Below are 20,639 nucleotides of genomic sequence, written 5' to 3' on the forward strand. Positions count from 1 at the left end.
GGTTCTCCGGGTGGGGATGACGGGCCATCGTAGCCCCAGCCGCAGAGGCCTGTGCGCAGGCGGGTCAATCCATCAATGAGGGTCTGCAGCGCCCGGTCGGCGGAACTGCAGCGCCGCCAGCAGCGAAGCCAGCAGGATCAGCGCCCCGCCCAGCACGGTGCGCGTGTTCAGCGTGGCCGCGCCCAGCAGGGCCGACGACACGCTGGCAAACATCACCTCCGACAGCATCACCAGCGCCGTGGTGCCCGCCGCAAGGCGGGCGGCGCCAAATTGCAGCGCCCAGTTGCCCAGCATCAGCACCCCGGCCAGCAGCAGGCCGGTGACGACCCAGGTGGCATTGACGGCAGGGAAGGGCTCCACCACGCCCACTTGCAGGCCAATGCTGGCCACGGCCAGCGCCATGAGCATGCAACCGCCAAACATCGAGAACATGCGCGCGGGCCCCGGCACGGTGTGCAGGCGGCGCAGCGTGACGTTGGTCAGCGCGAACATGAAACCGCCCAGCAGCGCCAGAGCGTCGGCCAGCGACAGGTTCTGCAGCAGGCGCGAAGCAGGCGCGCCCTCGGGCAGCAGCACCAGCACCACGCCGCAGAAAGCCAGCGCCAGGCGCAGCAGCGCCGCAGGGGTAGGGCGCTCGCCCAGCACCTTCCAGGCCAGCAGCACGGCCCAGGCGGGCATCAGATAGAACAGCAGGATCACGCGCACCACGTCACCAATCGTCACGGCCCAGTTGAAGGCCACGTTGTTCAGGCCCGAGGCCAGCGCCAGCAGCCACAGCTGCGGATGCGCGCGCACCTGCTGCAAGATGCCGGGGCGCCACGCCAGCAGCGCCAGCAGCACCACCGCATACATGCAGGCCGTGGCCCACAAGGGGTGCAGCCCCGCCTGGTGCATGTGCTGGAACGGCCACCACGCCAGGCCCCAGACAAAGGCGTTGAACAGCAGGGCAGCAAAGGGGAGTGGAGAGTGCATTGAAGGCAAAAACAGGCGGTAGCGCTAGTTGAATATGCGCTAACAGCTATAAATTATGTAGCAATTGGCGCCATGGCATAGCACTCAAAACCGGGGCGGCTCCTCGCCAGTGCACCCGTGGAACTGGCTCTGCCAGGCCACTGGGTGCGTCCCCCTCGGGGGAAGCGGCGAAGCCGCACAGGGGGGCTTCGCAATCAGGAGTCAATGGTGCGTATCGTGCCGCGCGATGTCCAGCAGGTGGTTCACTTCGTCGCGGTGGTTCACGCAGTTGCGCTGGTGCCAGCGGCGGATGACCCACATGATGCCCGCCACCACCAGCCCGAAGGTGGTGATGGCGCCGAACACCGACAGGCCCAGCTTGAGCGACAGGCTGTAGAAAGCCCCCAGGCCCAGGATGCAGGCCTGCTCGTTGAAGTTCTGCACGGCAATCGACCGGCCCGCGCCCATGAGGTTGTGGCCCCGGTGTTGCAGCAGGGCGTTCATGGGCACTACCAGATAGCCGCCCAGGCCACCCAGCACGATGAGGAACGGAATGGCCAGCCAGATGTTGCTGATGAACACCATCAGGATCAGCAGCAAGCCCATCGCAATGCCCAGCGGGATCACGCGGGTGGCCATGTCCAGGCGCATGCGCATCGATGCCACCACGGCACCCACGGCGGTGCCGATGGCCACCACGCCCGTCAGGGCCGAGGCCTGGGTGGTGTTGTAGCCCAGGGCCACGGCGGCCCAGGCCAGCACGATGAACTTGAGGTTGCCACCGGCGCCCCAGAACAGGGTGGTGGTGGCCAGCGAGATCTGGCCCAGCTTGTCGCGCCACAGGCGGCTGTTGCAGGCCCAGAAGTCGGGCAGCAGGTTGAGCGCGTTGGCCACCACGCTGCGTGACGGGTCGGCGCGCAGGGGGCGCATCTCCACCCCGGTGTGCGGGATGCGGGTGTTGAACCAGGCAGCCAGTGCATAGACAGCGATCAGCGCTGCGATGGCGGCCTCGGCGGGGGTGTCCACGCCGGTGTCGATCACGGGGAAGTCAAAGCCCAGCAGCATGCCCGACAGCTGCTGCCCCACCAGCTGGCCGCCCAGCAGCACGCCCAGGATGATCGATGCAATGGTCAGGCCCTCGATCCAGCCGTTGGCCTTGACGAGTTGGGAGGCGGGCAGCAGTTCGGTCAGGATGCCGTACTTGGCGGGCGAGTAGGCCGCAGCACCCAGCCCCACCACGGCGTAGGCCATGAGCGGGTGCGAGCCAAACAGCATCATCAGGCAGCCCGCCACCTTGATGGCGTTGCTGACAAACATGACCTTGCCCTTGGGCAGCGCATCGGCAAAGGCGCCGACGAAGGGCGCCAGCACCACATAGAACAATGCGAACATGGGCACCAGGGCCGCACGCTGCCACTCGGGGGCGCCTCCGGTGCGCAGGAGTTCCACAGCGGCTACGAAGAGTGCGTTGTCGGCCAGCGAGCTGAAAAACTGCGCCGACATGATGGTGTAAAAACCGCGCTTCATCGAATGGCTGGTGAGAGCATCAGTTGGGCTGATGCCCTGGTAAATGTGAAGAATCGTAGCGAGGGACAGGCGGTTATATCACGCGGATAAACGGCCACAGTGCCAGAATCCGGCGTTGGTCCCCCGGTAAATCCCTCGCTCCATCAGGTCTGTCCCATGCCCCGTCCCATTGCTGCCACCATCCACACTACGGCCCTGCACCACAACCTCGCGCGCGTGCGCCAGTCGGTGCCTGACGCCAAGGTGTGGGCGGTGGTCAAGGCCAATGCCTATGGCCATGGCATCGAGCGGGTGTACGAGGGCCTGCGCGGCGCCGACGGTTTTGCGCTGCTGGACCTGGCCGAGGCCGAGCGCGTGCGCCACCTGGGCTGGCGCGGCCCCATCCTGCTGCTCGAAGGCGTGTTCGAGCCGCGCGATCTGGAGCTGTGCTCGCGCCTGGGCCTGTGGCATGCGGTGCACTGCGACGAGCAGATCGACATGCTGGCTGCGCACAAGACCCAGGTGCCGCACCGGGTGTTCCTCAAGATGAATTCGGGCATGAACCGCCTGGGCTTCACGCCCGAGCGCTACCGCGCCGCGTGGGCCCGGCTCAATGCGCTGCCGCAGGTGGACGAGATTTCGTTCATGACCCACTTCAGCGACGCCGACGGCCCCCGTGGCATTGCGCACCAGATGGCGGCCTTCAACGCCGCCGCGCAGGACCTGCCTGGCGAGCGCAGCCTGAGCAACAGTGCCGCCACGCTGCGCCACGCGCAGGATGCGGGTGTGCGCGCCGACTGGGTACGCGCGGGCATCGTGGTCTATGGCAGTGCGCCTGACTTCCCCGAGCACCAGGCCGGCCACTGGGGGTTGCAACCCACCATGACGCTGTCCACGCGCCTCATCGCCACCCAGCAACTGCAGGCGGGCGACACCGTGGGCTATGGCTCGCGCTTCACGGCCGACGGCCCGCTCACCATTGGCATCGCCGCCTGTGGCTACGCGGATGGCTACCCCCGCCACTGCGACACCGGCACGCCGGTGCTGGTGAATGGCGTGCGCACGCGCCTGGTGGGGCGGGTGAGCATGGACATGGTGACCGTGGACCTCACGCCGCTGCAGCAGGCCGGTGTGGACGTGGGCTTTGGCAGCGAGGTCACGCTCTGGGGCCGCGCCAGCAATGGCGTGGTGTTGTCCATCGACGAAGTGGCGCAGGCAGCAGGTACCGTGGGCTACGAGCTGATGTGCGCCCTGGCGCAGCGCGTGCCGGTGGTGGTGGACGGCGGGGCCTGAAGCCCCCTCATTGGCGTGCGGCAGGGCGCGGTTCGCGCACAAGTTCACACCGCAGGGCCCGCCGGTGTGGGGCGCGGCCTGAAACTGGTGTGAAATGGCGCCGTCTGTTTGCCACCGCGCAGCGCGCTCCTTCCATGGCCACACCCCGCAGCAACTCCTCCAGCCCCAAGAAAAAAAGCAGTTCCACCTGGCGCTCGGTGCGCATGCCGCACCACGGCGCGGTGGCGCGCAGCCTGCAGCAGCGCTACAGCCTGCGCTGGCATGGGCTGCTGATCGGCAGCTTCACGCTGCTGCTGATGTGGGCCACCTCGCACGTGCAAATGGTGCTGGGCGTGGATTCGCTGGCGCTGCGGTACCTGGTCACGCTGTCGGTGGGCTATGTCGGTTATCTGCTGGTGCTGCGCGCCTGGGCGGCACGGCTGGTGCGTCGGGACGGGTCGGCGGGCGACGGCAGCAGTGTGGAATTGCCCGACATCTCCTGGCCCAGTGGCAATGGCCCCTCCGGGGGAGGCCAGGTGCCCTTGCCCCGCACTGGCGGTGGCAACTTTGGCGGCGGCGGCGCATCGGGGGACTTTGGGGGCGGGTGGACGCAGGGCCTGTCCAGCGGGGGCTCCGGCAGCGACTCCGGCGTGCTGGGCGATATTGCCGGGGGCGCGGCCGATGCGCTGGGCAGCGCCGACGAGGGCGCTGTGGTGGTCGTGCCCGTGGTGGCCATCTTTCTCATTGGCGCGGCACTGATCCTGGGGGCGGGCTCGCTGGCCATGCTGTTTTTTGGCTGGGATGTGCTGCTCACGGTGGCGGTGGAGATTGCCTTCTCGGTGGCCACGGCCCGCGCCGCCGTGGGGGTGGAGCGCGAGGGCTGGCTCAGCGCCGCCGTGCGCCTGACCTGGAAGCCGCTGCTGGGCGCGCTGGTCTGCGCCGTGCTGCTGGGCGCCACCATCGACCACTTCCTGCCCCATGTGCAGTCGTTGCCCGAGGCGCTGCGCGTGATCCAGGGGCGCTGATTTGCTCTCTATTTGATAGCTGTCAGGGCATATTGCACTAGCGCTTGGGGCAAAAATCCCTTCAAAAATCGTCGGAAGCGCCTCCGAGGGGCTCCTACCGGGAGGACCGGCCCTTGCCGTGGCTGCAGTCCTCGCCAGTCTCCAGGGGTGGCAGCGCGTCCAGGTTGGTCCGCACCCGCGCCAGCAGGGCCAGCAGCTGTGCCTGGGTGGCGTCGTCGCAGCCCGCCAGCACCTGGGCCGACAGGGTCTGCCGCGCGGCCTGCAGCGCCTGGTACAGCGCCTGGCCCTCGGCGCTCAGCGTGAGGCACAGGCTGCGCCGGTCCTCGGCGTGGGGCTGGCGCTCCAGCCAACCCTTGTCCTGCAACAGGCCCAGCATACGTGCCACCTGGGCCTTGTCGGCGCCGCTGTGGCGCACCAGCTCTTTCTGCGTGGCGCCGGGGTGGCGACCGATGAAGTTAAGCGCGCGCACTTCATTGAAGGTCAGGTCCGGATGCACGGAGGTCATCGCGCGCACCATGCGCGCCCGGTAGGCGTGCATCAGGTCGTGCAGGGCTTCAAACACATCGGGGCGGGCGCGTGGGGGCATGGCGTGGCTATCGGTTGACAAAGTCAACTGAATGGCGGATGATTTGGTTGATTAAATCAACATTTTACGCCATGAACGCTTCCTTGCCCCTGGCCGCCGCGGCCCCCTCCCTCGCCATTGAGCGCATTCGCCACCCTTTGCAGGGCCGCCACCTCCAGGTGGTGCGCCGCACCCAGGTCAGCCCCGGCTTTGTGCGGCTGACCCTGGCTGGCCCCGAGCTGGCGGGCTTTGTGAGCGCCGGGTTCGACGACCACCTCAAGCTCATCCTTCCCTCGCCCGGGCAAGACCGCCCCACCTTGCCCATGATGCAGGACGGCCGCCCCGTGTTCGACGGCCCCCGCCCCGTGCTGCGCGACTACACCCCCGCGCGTTTTGACGCCGCAGCGGGCGAGCTGGACATCGAGGTCGCCCTGCACGACGCGGGCCCCGCCACCGACTGGGCCGCCAGCGCCACCGTGGGCCAGTGGGTGGGCATTGCCGGGCCGCGCGGCAGCATGGTGGTGCCCACCGGGTTTGACTGGCACTGGCTGCTGGGCGACGAAACCGCGCTGCCCGCCATCGCCCGCCGCCTGGCCGAGCTGCCCGCCAGCGCGGTGGCCACCGTGCGCATCCAGCTGAGCAACCCGGCCGACCAGCGGGTGCTGACCAGCGCGGCGCAGCTGGACCTGCAGTGGGTGAGCGCGCTGCCTGCCGCTGTGGAAGCGCTGTCGCTGCCGCCCGGCGCGGGCTTTGTCTGGGCTGCGGGCGAACACAGCGACATGGCCGCCGTGCGCCGCGCCATGCTGGCCAAGCCGGGCGTGGACGCGAAACGCATGCGCATCTCCGCCTACTGGAAGCGCGGGGCGGCGGACCACCACGAGGACCTGGCGAGCGCTGCGTAGTCAGCGCTCGCGACTTTTTTCTCAGCGCAGCAGCGTCAGCGCAGCAGCCCGCTGCACGGCTGCGGTCACGTGCTGCAGGGCCTGCACGTTCAGGCGCCAGCACTGCCAGTACAGCGGCACATCCACCGGCTTGTTCGCAATCAGCTCAACCAGCGCACCAGTCTTCAGGTCATCCTCCACCAGCGGGTCGGGCGTCATGCCCCAGCCCAGGCTGGCGCGGGTGGCTTTGACGAACGCATGTGCCTCGGGCAGCCAGTGCACGGGCGGTGCGAGCTTGCGGCGCGTGATGCGGCCCACAAAACGCGCCTGCAGCGCATCCTTGCGGTTGAACACCAGCATGGGTGCCTGCGCCAGGGTGGTTGCGTTCACGCCCTGCGCAAAGTGGCGCTCCATGAACGCAGGGCTGGCGAGCGCGCGGTAGCGCAGCGTGCCCAGCGGCAGCACCTGGCAGCCCTGCACGGGCTGCGGGTCGGCCGTCACGGCGGCCATCACGCGGCCTTCGCGCAGCAGGTTGGCCGAATGGTCCTGGTCTTCCACATGGATGTCGAAGGTGATGGCCTGCCCCTCGGCCGCCTGCGCCATGGCGTGGGGGAACCAGGTGGCCAGCGAGTCGGCATTCACGCCAATCGCCAGCCGCGCGGTGCTGTGCTGCCCGCCGCCAATGGTGGCCAGCGCATCGGCCTCGCTCAACGCCACCTCGCGCGCATGGCGGTACAGCGCCTGCCCGGCCTCGGTGGGCGTGCAGGGCGTGGCGCGGCGTACCAGCACCTGGCCCACGCGCTCTTCCAGCAGCTTGATGCGCTGCGACACCGCCGAGCGCGTGACATGCAGCACGGCCGCCGCCCGCTCGAAGCTGCCTTCATCGATCACCGTGGCAAAGGCGTTGAGCTGGGCGGAGTCGAGTTGCATGGGTGGTTAGCCATTCTGACGGATCGTTAAAAAGTATAGCTGGCGTCAACGCAGGCCCTTGGCCAGAATCCCTGCCCATGGTCTCCACTGCCTTCGTTCACGGTTTCACTTCCACTGCCATGCTCATCATGGCCATTGGCGCGCAAAACGCATTTGTGCTGCGCCAGGGTCTGCGGCGCGAGCATGTGATGCCCGTGGTGATGGTGTGTGCGCTGTCGGACGCGCTACTGCTGCAGGTGGGCGTGTGGGGCATGGGCGGCGTGCTACTGGCCCGGCCCGAATGGGCGCAGCTCATGCGCTGGGCGGGCGCGTTGTTTTTGCTGGTCTACGCCGCACAGACCGCCGCGCGCGCCTTGCGCCCCGGCCAGTTGCTGGTGGCCACCAGCGGCCCCGGCACCAGCCTGCGCACCACGCTGGCCACGGTGGTGGCGCTCACCTGGCTCAACCCGCATGTCTACCTGGACACCGTGGTGCTGCTGGGCACCATGGCCACGCCGTACCCGGCCTGGGGGCGTGCGCTGTTTGCGGCGGGTGGCTCGCTGGCCAGCGCGCTGTGGTTCTTGTTGATCGGCCTGGGCGCCCGCTGGCTGGCGCCATTGTTTGCCACCCCGGCGGCGTGGCGGGTGCTGGACGGGGTGACGGCCACCACCATGCTGGTGCTGGCAGGGGTGATGGCTCTAAGCTAAGAAGAATAAGTTCGTTTTCTAAAAGCGCCGCTTGGGGGATAGTCTGGCCATTCAGCATTTTTTGGCTTTTTTGCCTATCCTCCCGTCCATGCGCTTCAAACACCTTCTCCTGGCCGCCGCCGTTGTTGCGGCCCTGCCCCTGGCCGCACAGTCCGCCACATTCCGCTGGTCCCGCTCGGTGGACATTTCCACCTGGGACATCCACACCCAGAACGTGGGCGTGAACAACACCATGCACGGCGCGGTGTACGACACGCTGGTGGAATACAACAGCAAGACCTTCAAGCCCGAGCCCTCGCTCGCCACCGAGTGGAAGCTGATCAAGCCCACCCAGCTGCGCCTGACCTTGCGCAAGGGCGTGAAGTTCAGCGACGGCAGCGAGTTCACGGCCGACGACGCCAAGTTCTCGCTGGAGCGCGCCAAGGCCAAAAGCTCCAACTTCGCCGTCTACACCCAGGGCATTGACCGTGTGGAAAAAGTCGATGCATACACCATCGACATCCACTCCGACCTGCCCAACCCGGTGCTGGTGAACCAGCTGACCGAGCTGCGCATCATGAGCAAGGCCTGGGCCGAGAAGAACAAGTCGGTCGAGCCCAAGGACATCAAGACCAAGGACGAAAACTTTGCCCACCGCAATGCGCTGGGCACTGGCCCCTACCAGCTCAAGCAGTGGACGCCTGACCAGCGCGTGGTGCTGGAGCCCAACCCCCACTGGTGGGGCAAGGGCAAGTACCCCACCAACCTGACCGAGATCGTCTACACCCCCATCAAGGCCGACGCCACGCGCACAGCGGCGCTGCTGTCGGGTGAGGTGGATTTTGTGATCGACCCCAGCCTGCAGGACCTGGCGCGCATCAAACAGACGCCCAACCTGCAGGTGCTGGAGGGGCCGGAGTACCGCACCATCTTCCTGGGGCTGGACCAGTTCCGCGACGAGCTGCCCGGCTCGGACGTGAAGGGCAAGAACCCGCTGAAGGACCTGCGCGTGCGCAAGGCGCTGTACCAGGCCATCGACATCCAGTCCATCCAGCGCGTGGTGCTGCGTGGCCTGGCCCAGCCCACGGGCACACTCATCGCCAACCAGGTCAACGGCTGGACCAAGAAGGCCGACGTGCGCTACCCCTACGACCCCAAGGCCGCGCAAAAGCTGCTGGCCGATGCGGGCTACCCCAACGGGTTTGAGGTGGACTTTGCCTGCAGCGCGGGCCGCTACATCAACGACGAGCAGCTGTGCCAGGCCATCACCTCACACTGGGCCAAGGTGGGCGTGAAGGCCAAGCTGCGCTCGCTGCCGTTTGCCACCTACTTCCCGATGATCCAGCGCAACGAAGCCAGCATCTACCTGCTGGGCTGGGGTGTGCCCACGTTCGATGCGTTCTACAGCCTGCAGTCGCTGGTGCGTACGACGGGCGCGGGTGGGGACGGCAACTTCAACCTGGGCCGGTTCTCCGACCCGCAGATGGACGCGCTGATCGAGCGTGTGAAGAAGGAAACGGACACCGCCACGCGCAACGGCCTGATCGAGCAGGCGCTGATCAAGGAGCATGAGTTGGTGTCGCACATCCCGCTGTACAACCAGGTGATTCCGTGGGCGGGCACCAAGAAGGTGGACATCATCCACCGCGCCGACAACCGCATCGACTGGCGGTATCTGAAGGTGAACTGATCCCGGTAGCCAGCAAAAAGCCCCGGTGCTTCGAGCCAGAAGCACCGGGGCTTTTTTGCGTCCGCAGGTGGCGTATCAGGCCAGCGCGCGCTGCACGGCGGGGCGCTGCAGCATGCGCTGCGTGTGTGCAAACACCTTCGGGAACTGGGCGATGTCCACGCCATCGCTGTGCAGCCAGGTGCCGATGGTGAACAGGTAGCCGTCGGCCACGGTGTATTGCTCGCCCATCACCCACGGGCCCTGGTCCGCCTGCGGCAGGTAGTGGCTTTCGATGAGGTTGAAGCACTCCGTCATGTTCTGCGGCACCTTGCGTTGCATGGCGGTCTGGGCCTCGGGCTCGTCCGCCCAGCGGCTGGCGCGGGGGCGGTGGGCGTGGGCGATGTGCACCGTGGACGCGAGGTAGCTGTGGAACTCTTGCAGGCGCGCAAAGCCATGCGCGTCGGCGGGCGCCAGGCGCGCCTCTGGAAAGCTCTGCGCCACATAGGCCAGCAGCGCCGGGGTTTCGGTCAGCGTGCCGTGCGGCGTGGCCAGCGCGGGCACGCGGCCCTTGGGGTTCACCGCCAGGTATTCGGGCGTGCGTTGCTGGCCAGCGGCGAAGTCCACGCGCACCAGGTCGTAGGGGGCGCCCGCTTCTTCCAGAGCGATGCGAACGGCCTGCGCGCAGGTGCCGGGGGTGTAGTACAGCGTGAGTTGGGTCATGGTTGGTTTGCTATAAATTGAATAGCTGCTGGCACATATTCCACTGGCGCCTGCAGTCGATTTTGCTTGAAATGAATCAGTACAGGCCCCGCGTGCGCGCCATCAGCCGCGTGAGGCCCAGCAGGGCGTCTGTGTGCGGCGTGGGCGTGTGGGTGATCTGCCCCAGCTCGCGCACCGCGCCCACCAGGGCGTCGATCTCCATGGGCTTGCCCGCCTCCACATCCTGCAGCATCGAGGTCTTGAATGCACCCAGCTTGCGCGTGACGGCGTGGCGGTCCTCGGGCTGCTGGTCGATGGGCAGGCCCAACTGGTCGCCGATGGCCTTTGCTTCCAGCATCACCGCGCTGACAAAGCCGCGCACCAGCTCGTCGTCCAGGATGCGGTCGGTGGTGGCGCCGGTGAGGGCGCTGATGGGGTTCATGGTGAGGTTGCCCCAGAGCTTGAACCAGATGTCCTTCTGGATGCAGTCGCTCACTTCCACATCGATGCCGCCGCGCTGCAGCGTGTCGGCCAGTGCTTGCAGGCGCGGGCTGCGGCTGCCGTCCGGCTCGCCCACGATGAGGCGGTTGCCAAAGTGCTGCCGGACGAAACCCGGAGCCTCCAGCGAGCAGCTGGTGTGCACCACACTGCCCACCACGTTGCGCGCCGGGACGGCCTGGGCAATCACGCCGCCCGCGTCCACGGATTCAAGGGCATGCCCCTGCGCCGCACCGCCAAAGCCGTCGAGGAACCACCACGGCACGCCGTTCATGGCGGTGAGCACGATGGTGTCGGGCCCGATCAAGGGCGCCATGGCGCGCGCCACGTCGGGCAGACCGGGGGCCTTGACGGCGACCACCACCAGGTCTTGAACGCCGAGTGCGGCCGGGTCGCTGTGGGCTGTGACGGGCACCTGCGCCAGCGAGCCGTCGGCGCGCCGCATGCGCAGCCCATCGGCTTGCAGGGCGCGCAGTGTGTCGCCCCGCGCCACCATGCTGACGGTGTGGCCCGCTTGCGCCAGGGCCACGCCCAGCCAGCCGCCGATGGCGCCGGCGCCGTAGATACATGCTTTCATGGATGTCTGTCCTTGAGTCTGAAGGAAGAAAAGTTCAGTAGCCTGCGGGCCGGGTGGGGGTGGCGTCGGTCGCGCTGCGGTAGCGTGCCAGCAGCTCCTGCGCAGCACTCACCAGCAGCATGGTGTCCACGCCCACGGCCACAAACAGCGCGCCCGCTGCCAGCCACTGGCGCGCCTGTGATTCGGTGGTGGCCAGGATGCCCGGCGCCTTGCCTGCGCGCAGGATGCGCGCGATGCCGTCGTGGATGGCGGCCTGCACGTCAGGGTGCCCCGGGTTGCCCGGGTGGCCCATCGAGGCCGACAGGTCGGCCGGGCCGATGAACACGCCGTCCACCCCGGGCGTGGCGGCGATGGCATCGAGGTGGGCCATGGCCTCCACCGTTTCTGCCTGCACCAGCAGGCAGATCTGCTGGTTGGCCTCGTGCACATACTGCGGGTACGCCTGCCAGCGCGACGAGCGGGCCAGTGCGCTGCCCATGCCGCGCACGCCTTCTGGCGCATAGCGCGTGGCGCGCACCAGCTGCTGGGCCTGCTCGGGCGTATCGACCATGGGCACCAGCAGGGTCTGTGCGCCGATGTCCAGGTACTGTTTGATGAGGGCCGTGTCACCCACCGGCACCCGGGCGATGGGGTGGGGCGCCTGCATTCCGGGGGGCAGGGCGCTGGTGGCGCTGGCGATGGCCTGCAGCTGGTGCAGGATGGAGCGCAGGTCGTTCGGCGCATGTTCGCCATCGACCAGCAGCCAGTCGTAGCCGGTGCCTGCGAGGATTTCGGCGCTGTAGCTGTTGGCCAGCCCGAGCCAGAGGCCGATTTGCGCCTGGCCTTGGGCCATGGCCTGTTTGAAGCGGTTGGTGGGTGTCTGCAATGTCAACTCCGTGCGGTGCCAAGCCCGCCATCGTACGGGCTGCGGCGGATCGATGTGGGCATGGCCGCTATAGTCGGCTGCCCCTGCATCGGGGCGCCTCACCGACACCTGCCATGGCCAAAGAAAAAACCACGTTCACCTGCACCGAGTGCGGCGGCACCAGCCCGCGCTGGCTGGGCAAATGCCCGTCCTGCGGCGCCTGGAACACGCTGATCGAGCAGGTGGCCGAGGCCGGGCCGGGCAAGAACCGCCTGAGCACGCCGCAAGGCTACGCGGGCCTGGCCAACGCGCAGCCCGTCCTGCCGCTGGCGGCCATCGAGGCCCAGGACGTGGCCCGCACCCCCAGCGGCATCGACGAGCTGGACCGTGTGCTGGGCGGCGGCATTGTGGAAGGGGGCGTGGTGCTCATCGGGGGCGATCCGGGCATTGGCAAATCGACCCTGCTGCTGCAGGCCATGGACGCGCTGCAGCGCGCGGGCCTGCCCACGCTGTATGTGACGGGCGAGGAGAGCGGAGCGCAGGTGGCGCTGCGTTCGCGGCGCCTGGGCATCGACGGCAGCCAGGTACAGCTGCTGGCCGAGATCCAGCTCGAAAAGATTCTGGCGACCGTGGAGGCCACGCAGCCTGCCGTGGTGGTCATCGACTCCATCCAGACCACCTACTCCGACCAGCTCACCAGCGCGCCGGGCTCCGTCGCCCAGGTGCGGGAATGCGCGGCGCACCTCACGCGCATGGCCAAGGGCACGGGCATTGCTGTCATTCTGGTGGGCCATGTGACCAAGGAAGGTGCGCTGGCGGGGCCGCGCGTGCTGGAGCACATGGTGGACACGGTGCTGTATTTCGAAGGCGACACGCACAGCCAGTTTCGCCTGGTGCGGGCCATCAAGAACCGCTTCGGCGCGGTCAACGAAATTGGCGTGTTTGCCATGACCGAGAAGGGCCTCAAGGGCGTGAGCAACCCGAGCGCCATCTTCTTGAGCCAGCATTCCGAGCCCGTGCCCGGCAGCTGCGTGATGGTGACACTGGAGGGCACACGCCCGCTGCTGGTGGAGATCCAGGCCCTGGTGGACAGTGGCGGCCCCAGCCCCCGGCGCCTGTCGGTGGGCCTGGACAAGGACCGCCTGGCCATGCTGCTGGCCGTGCTGCACCGCCATGCGGGGGTGGCCTGCATGGACCAGGACGTGTTTGTGAATGCGGTGGGGGGCGTGCGCATCAGCGAACCGGCCGCCGACCTGGCGGTGATGCTGTCCATCACCTCCAGCCTGCGGGGCAAGGCGCTGCCGCGCGGCTTTCTGGCGTTTGGCGAAGTGGGGCTGGCCGGTGAGGTGCGGCCTGCGCCCCGGGGGCAGGAACGCCTGAAGGAAGCCGCCAAGCTGGGTTTCAGCGTGGCCGTGGTGCCCAAGGCCAATGCGCCCAAAAAACCCATCGAAGGGCTGACCATCCACGCCGTCGAGCGGGTGGAAGAGGCCATGAACGTGGTGCGCGGTCTGTAAGCAATGCCCACAGCGCCATGTCCATGGCGCCATAAGACAATCTCGACCTATGAACTTGCGCAATATTCTGGTGCCCCTGGGGGCGGTGGCCCTGATCGGGTTTGGTTTTTATGCCTACGGCTGGGCCGGGGTGGCTGCCGTGGCCGGTGGGCTGGTCATGTGGGGCCTGCTGCACTTCACGCGGCTGATGAGCGTGATGCAAAAGGCCGCCAAGCGCCCCATCGGGTATGTGGGCAGCGCCGTGATGCTCAACGCCCGGCTGACGAAGGGCGTGAACCTCATGCACGTGGTGGCCATGACCCAGGCGCTGGGAGAGCGCGTGTCGGCCGAAAACGTGCAGCCCGAGGTCTACCGCTGGACCGACGGCACCCGCTCGCACGTCACCTGCGAGTTCCAGCAGGGCAAGCTGGTGGTGTGGACCCTGGTCCGCCCCCAGGACAACCCTGCCGCTGATGGAGAAGGCGCGCCGCCCGCCGCCCCGTAAAATCCTGGTTTTGCGACCCACAGCAACCAAAGGACACCCATGAGCCCCGTAGTTCCCTCGATGGCCGACCGTGACGGCAAGATCTGGATGGACGGCCAGATGGTCGATTGGCGCGACGCCAAGATCCACGTGCTGACCCACACCCTGCATTACGGCTGCGGCGCCTTCGAAGGCGTGCGCGCCTACAACACCGCCGATGGCACGGCGATCTTCCGCCTGGAAGAGCACACCGACCGCCTCTTCAACAGCGCCAAGATCCTGCGCATGAAGATCCCGTTCACCAAGGAAGAGGTGAATGAGGCCCAGAAAGCTGTGGTGCGCGAAAACAAGCTCGAATCCTGCTATCTGCGTCCATTGACCTGGATCGGCTCGCAAAAGCTGGGTGTTTCGCCCAAGGGCAACCAGATTCATCTGATGGTCGCTGCCTGGGCCTGGGGCGCCTATCTGGGCGAGGAAGGCCTCAAGCGCGGCATCCGCGTCAAGACCAGCAGCTACACCCGCCACCACGTCAACATCACCATGACGCAGGCCAAGGCGGTGAGCAACTACACCAACTCCATCCTCGCCAACATGGAAGCCACGGACGACGGCTACGACGAAGCCCTGCTGCTGGACAGCTCGGGTTTTGTGTCCGAAGGCGCGGGCGAAAACATCTTTGTGATCAAGAACGGCGTGATCTACACGCCCGACCTGTCGGCCGGCGCCCTGAACGGCATCACCCGCAACACCGTGTTCCACATCGCCAAGGACCTGGGCCTGGAGATCGTGCAAAAGCGCATCACGCGCGACGAGGTGTACATCGCCGATGAGGCCTTCTTCACCGGCACAGCCGCTGAAGTCACGCCCATCCGCGAACTCGACCGGATCGAGCTGGGCAGCGGATCGCGCGGCCCGATCACCGAAAAAATCCAAAGCGCCTTCTTCGACATCGTCGGTGGCCGCAATCCGAAATACGCCCACTGGCTGAGCAAGGTCTGAAGAACATGTCGCAAGCAACCGTTGAACTCCTGGCCAAAGACCTGAACGCCCAAGGCGGCGTTTTCTGTCCCAGCCCCAAGGCCGACATGAAGCTGTGGAACAGCCACCCCAAGGTGTACCTGGACGTAGCCCGCACGGGTGAAGCCAAGTGCCCTTACTGTGGCACGGTGTACCGCCTGAAGGCCGGTGAGCACGTACACGCTGGTCACTGATTGATGCCGGTTGCAGTCGGCGGCGCTACGCCGCCGCCCACGTTGACCGTGGCGGTGCTGACCCTCAACGAGGCGCACCGCATTGAAGCCTGCCTGCAAAGCGCCGCGTTTGCCGATCAGTTGCTGGTGGTGGACAGCGGCAGCACCGATGACACCGTGGCCATCGCCCTACGCCTGGGCGCCGAAGTCCACAACTACCCCGACTGGCAGGGCTTTGCCGTGCAGCGCAACCGGCTGCTGGCCCACGCGCGGGGCGACTACATCTTCTTTCTGGACGCCGACGAGGTGATGACGCCTGCGTTCGCCCAGGAGCTGCAGGCCATCGTGCGCTCTGGTGCGCAGGCCGTGTGGAGCATCCGCTGGCGCATGGTGGCCTACGGGCACGAACTCAGGCACTTTCGCTCGCAATCGCAGATCGAGCGCCTGTTCGTGCGCGCCATGGTCCGCGAGTTCACGGGTGTGGTGCACGAGCAGGCCGAACTGTTGCCGCCACCGGGCGGTGGCACCGTGCCGCGCCGTCTGATCGAGGCGCGGCTGCTGCACTACTCGCGCACCACGGTGCGCGGCAGCCTGGAAAAGCTCACCCAGTACGCGATGCTCGGTGCCGCCAAGCGGGCGGCGGCGGGCAAGAAGGGCGGCGTGGTGCGGGGCCTGGCCTCGGGCACCAGCATGTTCCTGCGCCTGTATGTGTTTCGGCTGGGTTTTTTGTGTGGCGGGGCGGGTTTTCTGTATTGTCTGTTTGTGGCACTGGAGGCGTTCTTCCGGTACGCCGCCCTGGAGTACGACCACCAGCAACTGAGCGAGAGCGTGCGCCGTTGACCAAAGCTGACGAAATTTTTGTGCGCCTGTCGGGCGCGGCGGCCTTCATGGTGCCGGGTATGGCGCTGTGGGTGCGCTCGGGCTACTCCTGGGGGGCGGTGGTGCTGCTGTTGTGCAGCCTGGCCACCGCCGGGGTGTGGCTGCGGCGCCGGCCGGGGCGCGATGCCTGGCTGCTTTTGGCCTCCATCGTGGCGATGGGCACGGTCTGGGCCCTCGACTTTGACCCGGCCCAGGGCAGTTGGTCCAACCTGGATCGGCCTGCCAAGTACCTGCTGGCGCTGCCGTGCCTGCTGTATGTGCTGGCCTATCCCCCGCGGGTGCGCTGGCTCTGGGCCGGTATCGCCGTCGGCGCTTGCGGCGCGGGGCTGATCGGTTTGTACCAGGCCATGGTGCTGCACCTGCCGCGCGCCAATGGTTTTACCAACGCCATCCAGTACGGCGGGCTCAGCCTGCTGCTGGGGCTGATGTGTTCGGTCGCGCTGCTGGTGCTGTGGGACCGCTGGAAGCCCTGGCAGCGTGCAGGCTGGGCGGTGGGCATTCTGCTGGGCCTGGAGGGATCGCTGCTGTCCGAGTCGCGCGGGGGCTGGGTGGTGCTGCCGCTGGCGTTGCTGCTGTGCGCCTGGCTGCAGGCCCGCTGTGGCCAGCGCAAGCTGGCCCTTGTGGGCGGCGTGTTGGTCGTGGCGGGTGCGGCCGGGCTGATGGCCTTCAAGGCCAACGAGGTGCGCCTGCGCGTGGATGAGGCGCGGCAGGAGATCACGCAGTACGAGTCGCGGGGCGACGCGGCCAGCTCGGTGGGCCAGCGCCTGGCGCACTGGGGCCTGGCCTGGCGCATGGGCCTGGACCGCCCCTGGACCGGCTGGGGCCGCTACGGCTACGAGGCCGAGAAGCAGCGGCGGGTGGCTGCCGGCGAGGCCCACCCGATTGTTTTGCAGTTCAGCCACGCCCACAACGAGGTGCTGGACATCTTTGCCAAGCGCGGCATCCCCGGCGTGGTGGTCTTGCTGTTTTTCTATGGTGTGCCCCTGGTGCTGTTCTGGCCCACGCGGCGGCGCGTGTTCCCGGGGAGTGCGGGCGTGCTGGATACCGAGGGCCTGTGCCTGCGCATGATCGGGGTGCTGCTGCCCGTGTCCTACATGGGCTTTGGCACGACCCAGGTGTTTTTGGGGCACAACAGCGGCACCATGTTCTACCTGTTCATGGGCATGCTGGTGCTGGCCATCCTGCAAGGCCGCGAGCGCCAGCGGCTGCAGGCACCCGGGCAGGCCGTCGCTCTTTCCTGAAGGACCTCTGCCATGCACATCCTGCTGGTCAACAACTCCCCCATCCCTGTGTATGGCTACGGCGGCACCGAGCGCGTGATCTGGGACCTGGGCAAGACGCTGGTGCAGCAAGGCCACCGCGTGAGCTACCTGGTGCCTGAGGGCTCGACCTGCGACTTCGGCCAGGTGCTGCCCATCCGGCCCGACGAGCCCTGGGAGGGGCAGATCCCGGCCGACGTGGACATCACGCATTTCCAGTTCAACCCACGCTCCGAGCTGTCCAAACCCTACCTGGTGACCGAGCACGGCAACGCCCGCAAGCCCAAGCCGCTTCCGCGCAACACGGTGTTCCTGTCGCGCGACCACGCGGCGCGCTATGGCTCCAGCGAATTCGTCTACAACGGGCTGGACTGGGCGGGTTATGGCCCGGTGGACTTTGACCGCCCGCGCTCGCACTACCACTTCCTGGGCAAGGCGGCCTGGGGCGTGAAGAACGTGCGCGGCGCCATCAAGGTGGCCAAGATGGCCGGGGTGGAGCTGGACGTGCTGGGCGGCAACCGCATCAATTTCAAGCGCGGCTTTCGCTGGACGCTGTCGCGCAAGATCCACTTTCACGGCATGGTGGGCGGCACGCAGAAGACGGGCCTGCTCAACGCCTCGCGCGGGCTGATCTTTCCGGTGCGCTGGCACGAGCCGTTCGGGTTGGCCGTGATCGAGAGCCTGTACTTTGGCTGCCCCGTGTTCTCCACCCCCTACGGCGCCTTGCCGGAGCTGGTGCCCGTGCACTGCGGTGTGCTGTCCGACCAGGCCTCGGTGCTGGCCGAGGCGGTGCGGGGCAACCGCTTTGACCCGCGCGCCTGCCACCAGCATGTGGTCGAGCACTTTGGCGCCGAGCGCATGGCCCGCAACTACCTGCGCATGTACGAACGGGTGCTGGCGGGCGAAACCCTCAATGCCCAGCCGCCCGTGATCCAGGGCCCTGCGCGCGAACTGCCCTGGAGGCAGTGAGGCACCCCCTGAGGTGCTTCGCACCTTCCCCCTCTCCTGCGGGAGGGGGACGCCACCCGTGGCCTGGCAAAGCCAGCTCCACGGCGGCACGGGTTTCACGGCGCGCCAGTTTTTAACGCCCTGCTCATATCGGGGAGGCTACTGCGCGGGTTCTGGGGCATTTTTGGCCGCAAGCGCTAGTTCAACATGCCTCTAATGCTATAGAAATAATAGCTATTGGTGGCCGACAGTGGAGTTTCCACGCGGCGCGGTGGCCTGCTGCCACTCCTGGGCCAGTAACGCCACCAGCTGCGCCGCTGGCATGGGCCGCACCTGGGCCACCCCCTGGCCCGCCCACAGCGACAGGCAGTCGGCCTGGCCCGCCTGGGCGGCCGCGCGGCGCAGCGCGCCCGTCAGTGCGTTCTGCACGGGGTAGGGCGGCACGGTGGCCTCGTCGGCCTGCAGGGCTTGCATCATGCGGTTGACGATGCCGCGTGCCGGCCGGCCCGAGAAGATGCGGGTGGTGCGCGTGTCGGTGGCCTGGGCGCGTGCCAGGGCCTCACGGTACGCCGGGCCAATCGCCGACTCGGGGCAGGTCAGGAAGGCCGTGCCCATCTGCACCGCCTGGGCGCCCAGCGCCAGCGCACCCGCAATGCCGCGCCCGTCCATGATGCCGCCCGCAGCGATCACCGGGATGGACAGGGCCTGCACGCACTGCGCCACCAGCGGCAGCGTACCCACCATGCTGGCCGCAAAGTCGGCCAGCGACGGCGCCGCACCGGTGGCGCCGGGCTGCGTAGGGGTGAGAAAGGTGCCCCGGTGCCCCCCGGCTTCCATGCCGGAGGCGCAGACGGCATCCGCGCCCACGCCGGCCCAGGCCTGCGCCTCGGCCAGCGTGGTGGCGGTGCCAATCACCGTGCTGCCCACCGCTTGCAGCCGTGCCACCTGCGCCGCCGTGAGGATGCCGAAGGTAAAACTGGCCACGGCCGGCCGTGCAGCCACCAGGGCGTCGAACTGGGCCGCGAAGTCCTCACACCAATGTGCGGGCCGCTCGGGCACCAGGCCGAACTCCGCGTAGAACGGCGCCAGGCGCTGCAGTGCGGCTTGCACCGTGGCGTCGTCCGGCGTGGGCGTGGCCTGCACAAACAGGTTCATGCCAAAGGGCCGGTCGGTGCGGCGGCGCACCTCGGCGGCGGCCTCGGCCATGGCAGCGGGCGAGCGCATGCCGCAGCCCAGCATGCCGAGGCCACCGGCCTCGGACACGGCGGCAGCCAGCGCAGGCGTGTCCGACCCGGTCATCGGGCCCTGGATGATGGGCAGCGCAAGGCCCAGGTGGGTGGTGAAGGCGGCGGACATGGGGGCTCCTTGTGCGATCTGTGGGGGAGGGGTCAGGTCGATGCGGCGGGGCGGTGTGCTTCGCCGGAGGTCAGTGCGGTCCGCAGCGCGTCCAGCGCAGGCGACTGGTAGCCGCGCCGGTGCACCAGCACCGTGTCGCAGGTGGCCAAAGGCACCAGGCGCAGCGCAGGCGGCTCGCGCATCAGGTCGATCACGGCCTGGGGCACCACACCCGCGCAGCGACCGGTGGCCACACAGGCCAGGATGGCGTGGTACGAGGCCAGCTCCAGCACGCGCGGCGGGCTGCCGTCCTTTTGCTGCATGAAGGCCTCGCCCATGCGGCGGTAGGTGCAGCCGGGGCTGAAGGCGGCCAGGGTGTCCAGCTGCAGGTCCTGGGGCGTGTGCACGGGCGGGTGGTCGGCGGGCAGGGCCAGCAGCAGGGCCTCGGCAAACACGGCGGTGCGCTCCACCGGCGCCTCGGCGTCGATGCCCGGCGGCGGCCAGGCCACCAGTGCGCAGTCGATGGTGTGGGCCAGCACCTGCTCCACCAGCTGGCGCGAGGGGGCGGTGGACAGTTCCAGCACCAGATCCGGCCACTGTGCATGCAGCCGGGCCAGCGGCTGCGGCAGGCGTGCGGCGGCCGTGCTTTCCATGGCGCCCAGGCGCAACCGGCCGCCGGGCTGGCCGGGGTGCACCGACTGGCGAGCCTCTTCGGCCAGCGCCAGCAGGCGGTCGGCATAGCCGCGCAGTGCCTCCCCGGCAGGCGTCAGCACCATGCGTTTGCCCTCGCGCAGGAACAGCGTGGCGCCCAGTTGCTCTTCCAGCTGTTGCACGCGCGTGGTCACGTTGGACTGCACGCGGCCCAGCCGTTCGGCCGCGCGGGTCACGCTGCCTTCCAGCGCGACGGCGCGGAATATTTCGAGCGCTGCCAGATCCATAAATATTCTTGTTATGAGATGATTAATAAAA

Annotated in this window: 21 protein-coding genes; 12 read left to right on the forward strand and 9 right to left on the reverse strand. The window is 67.9% G+C overall.

The features are described from left to right. Positions 1 to 72: 72 nt before the first annotated feature. On the reverse strand, positions 73 to 972 hold the full coding sequence (locus IB236_RS06945) for a DMT family transporter (protein WP_192419654.1): 900 nt from the start codon (positions 970 to 972) through the stop codon (positions 73 to 75). 201 nt (positions 973 to 1,173) lie between these two features. Further along, positions 1,174 to 2,478, reverse strand: a complete 1,305-nt coding sequence (gene lplT, locus IB236_RS06950; protein ID WP_056057261.1) for a lysophospholipid transporter LplT — start codon at positions 2,476 to 2,478, stop codon at positions 1,174 to 1,176. Between the two features lie 156 nt (positions 2,479 to 2,634). On the opposite strand from lplT, the gene alr reads away from it, so the two are divergent. Then, a complete protein-coding gene (gene alr / locus IB236_RS06955; protein WP_192419656.1) occupies positions 2,635 to 3,750 on the forward strand; it encodes an alanine racemase in 1,116 nt (371 codons plus the stop codon). Positions 3,751 to 3,884: 134 nt separating this feature from the next. Continuing rightward, complete coding sequence (locus IB236_RS06960) at positions 3,885 to 4,754, forward strand: hypothetical protein (protein ID WP_056643617.1); 870 nt, start codon at positions 3,885 to 3,887, stop codon at positions 4,752 to 4,754. A gap of 94 nt (positions 4,755 to 4,848) precedes the next feature. On the opposite strand, the gene IB236_RS06965 is transcribed toward IB236_RS06960, so the two are convergent. Beyond that, on the reverse strand, positions 4,849 to 5,340 hold the full coding sequence (locus IB236_RS06965) for a MarR family winged helix-turn-helix transcriptional regulator (protein WP_116748610.1): 492 nt from the start codon (positions 5,338 to 5,340) through the stop codon (positions 4,849 to 4,851). A gap of 71 nt (positions 5,341 to 5,411) precedes the next feature. On the opposite strand from IB236_RS06965, the gene IB236_RS06970 reads away from it, so the two are divergent. Next, positions 5,412 to 6,221, forward strand: coding sequence for a siderophore-interacting protein (locus IB236_RS06970; protein WP_192419658.1), 810 nt, complete (start codon positions 5,412 to 5,414; stop codon positions 6,219 to 6,221). Between the two features lie 21 nt (positions 6,222 to 6,242). On the opposite strand, the gene IB236_RS06975 is transcribed toward IB236_RS06970, so the two are convergent. Beyond that, a complete protein-coding gene (locus IB236_RS06975; protein WP_192419660.1) occupies positions 6,243 to 7,130 on the reverse strand; it encodes a LysR family transcriptional regulator ArgP in 888 nt (295 codons plus the stop codon). A 77-nt stretch (positions 7,131 to 7,207) separates the two neighbouring features. Here IB236_RS06975 and IB236_RS06980 point away from each other — a divergent pair, with 77 nt between their 5' ends. Together IB236_RS06980 and IB236_RS06985 are read left to right on the forward strand one after the other, a co-directional pair. Further along, positions 7,208 to 7,816, forward strand: coding sequence for a LysE/ArgO family amino acid transporter (locus IB236_RS06980; protein WP_056643146.1), 609 nt, complete (start codon positions 7,208 to 7,210; stop codon positions 7,814 to 7,816). 88 nt (positions 7,817 to 7,904) lie between these two features. Beyond that, positions 7,905 to 9,485, forward strand: coding sequence for an ABC transporter substrate-binding protein (locus IB236_RS06985; protein ID WP_108498040.1), 1,581 nt, complete (start codon positions 7,905 to 7,907; stop codon positions 9,483 to 9,485). Positions 9,486 to 9,560: 75 nt separating this feature from the next. Here IB236_RS06985 and IB236_RS06990 read toward each other — a convergent pair whose 3' ends face one another. From IB236_RS06990 to hpaI, 3 genes are all read right to left on the reverse strand, one after another. Continuing rightward, positions 9,561 to 10,184, reverse strand: a complete 624-nt coding sequence (locus IB236_RS06990) for a glutathione S-transferase family protein (RefSeq protein WP_192419662.1) — start codon at positions 10,182 to 10,184, stop codon at positions 9,561 to 9,563. A 76-nt stretch (positions 10,185 to 10,260) separates the two neighbouring features. Next, positions 10,261 to 11,238 carry a 2-dehydropantoate 2-reductase gene (locus tag IB236_RS06995; RefSeq protein WP_192419664.1) on the reverse strand — a complete coding sequence of 326 codons (978 nt, stop codon included), beginning with the start codon at positions 11,236 to 11,238 and terminating at the stop codon, positions 10,261 to 10,263. A 34-nt stretch (positions 11,239 to 11,272) separates the two neighbouring features. Next, on the reverse strand, positions 11,273 to 12,103 hold the full coding sequence (gene hpaI, locus IB236_RS07000) for a 4-hydroxy-2-oxoheptanedioate aldolase (RefSeq protein ID WP_192419666.1): 831 nt from the start codon (positions 12,101 to 12,103) through the stop codon (positions 11,273 to 11,275). A gap of 113 nt (positions 12,104 to 12,216) precedes the next feature. Here hpaI and radA point away from each other — a divergent pair, with 113 nt between their 5' ends. Genes radA through IB236_RS07035 form a run of 7 tightly spaced genes read left to right on the forward strand, consistent with a single transcriptional unit; the run spans position 12,217 to position 18,356 of the window. Then, complete coding sequence (radA, locus tag IB236_RS07005; protein ID WP_056057287.1) at positions 12,217 to 13,596, forward strand: DNA repair protein RadA; 1,380 nt, start codon at positions 12,217 to 12,219, stop codon at positions 13,594 to 13,596. A 49-nt stretch (positions 13,597 to 13,645) separates the two neighbouring features. Next, positions 13,646 to 14,080 (forward strand): glycerate kinase, encoded by a 435-nt coding sequence (locus IB236_RS07010; protein WP_108498036.1) that lies wholly within the window; start codon positions 13,646 to 13,648, stop codon positions 14,078 to 14,080. A gap of 39 nt (positions 14,081 to 14,119) precedes the next feature. Then, positions 14,120 to 15,058: a branched-chain amino acid transaminase gene (locus tag IB236_RS07015; protein WP_192419668.1), complete on the forward strand. Its 939-nt coding sequence runs from the start codon at positions 14,120 to 14,122 to the stop codon at positions 15,056 to 15,058. A gap of 5 nt (positions 15,059 to 15,063) precedes the next feature. Beyond that, entirely contained in the window at positions 15,064 to 15,270 is a 207-nt protein-coding gene (locus IB236_RS07020; protein WP_056057299.1) for a zinc-finger domain-containing protein, read from the forward strand. 3 nt (positions 15,271 to 15,273) lie between these two features. Next, the gene (locus tag IB236_RS07025) at positions 15,274 to 16,089 is read left to right on the forward strand and encodes a glycosyltransferase family 2 protein (RefSeq protein ID WP_192419670.1); all 816 of its coding nucleotides are present in this window, start codon (positions 15,274 to 15,276) and stop codon (positions 16,087 to 16,089) included. Further along, a complete protein-coding gene (locus tag IB236_RS07030; RefSeq protein WP_082564825.1) occupies positions 16,086 to 17,369 on the forward strand; it encodes an O-antigen ligase in 1,284 nt (427 codons plus the stop codon). Before IB236_RS07025 ends, IB236_RS07030 begins: the two co-directional genes overlap by 4 nt. 12 nt (positions 17,370 to 17,381) lie before the next feature. Further along, on the forward strand, positions 17,382 to 18,356 hold the full coding sequence (locus tag IB236_RS07035; protein WP_056742172.1) for a glycosyltransferase: 975 nt from the start codon (positions 17,382 to 17,384) through the stop codon (positions 18,354 to 18,356). Between the two features lie 213 nt (positions 18,357 to 18,569). On the opposite strand, the gene IB236_RS07040 is transcribed toward IB236_RS07035, so the two are convergent. Both IB236_RS07040 and IB236_RS07045 read right to left on the reverse strand, forming a co-directional pair. After that, positions 18,570 to 19,691 carry a nitronate monooxygenase family protein gene (locus tag IB236_RS07040; protein WP_192419672.1) on the reverse strand — a complete coding sequence of 374 codons (1,122 nt, stop codon included), beginning with the start codon at positions 19,689 to 19,691 and terminating at the stop codon, positions 18,570 to 18,572. 32 nt (positions 19,692 to 19,723) lie between these two features. Beyond that, positions 19,724 to 20,608, reverse strand: a complete 885-nt coding sequence (locus IB236_RS07045) for a LysR substrate-binding domain-containing protein (protein WP_192419674.1) — start codon at positions 20,606 to 20,608, stop codon at positions 19,724 to 19,726. Positions 20,609 to 20,639 lie beyond the last annotated feature (31 nt).

The sequence above is a fragment of the Acidovorax sp. ACV02 genome (assembly GCF_014851475.1).
GTDB lineage: Bacteria > Pseudomonadota > Gammaproteobacteria > Burkholderiales > Burkholderiaceae_C > Acidovorax > Acidovorax delafieldii.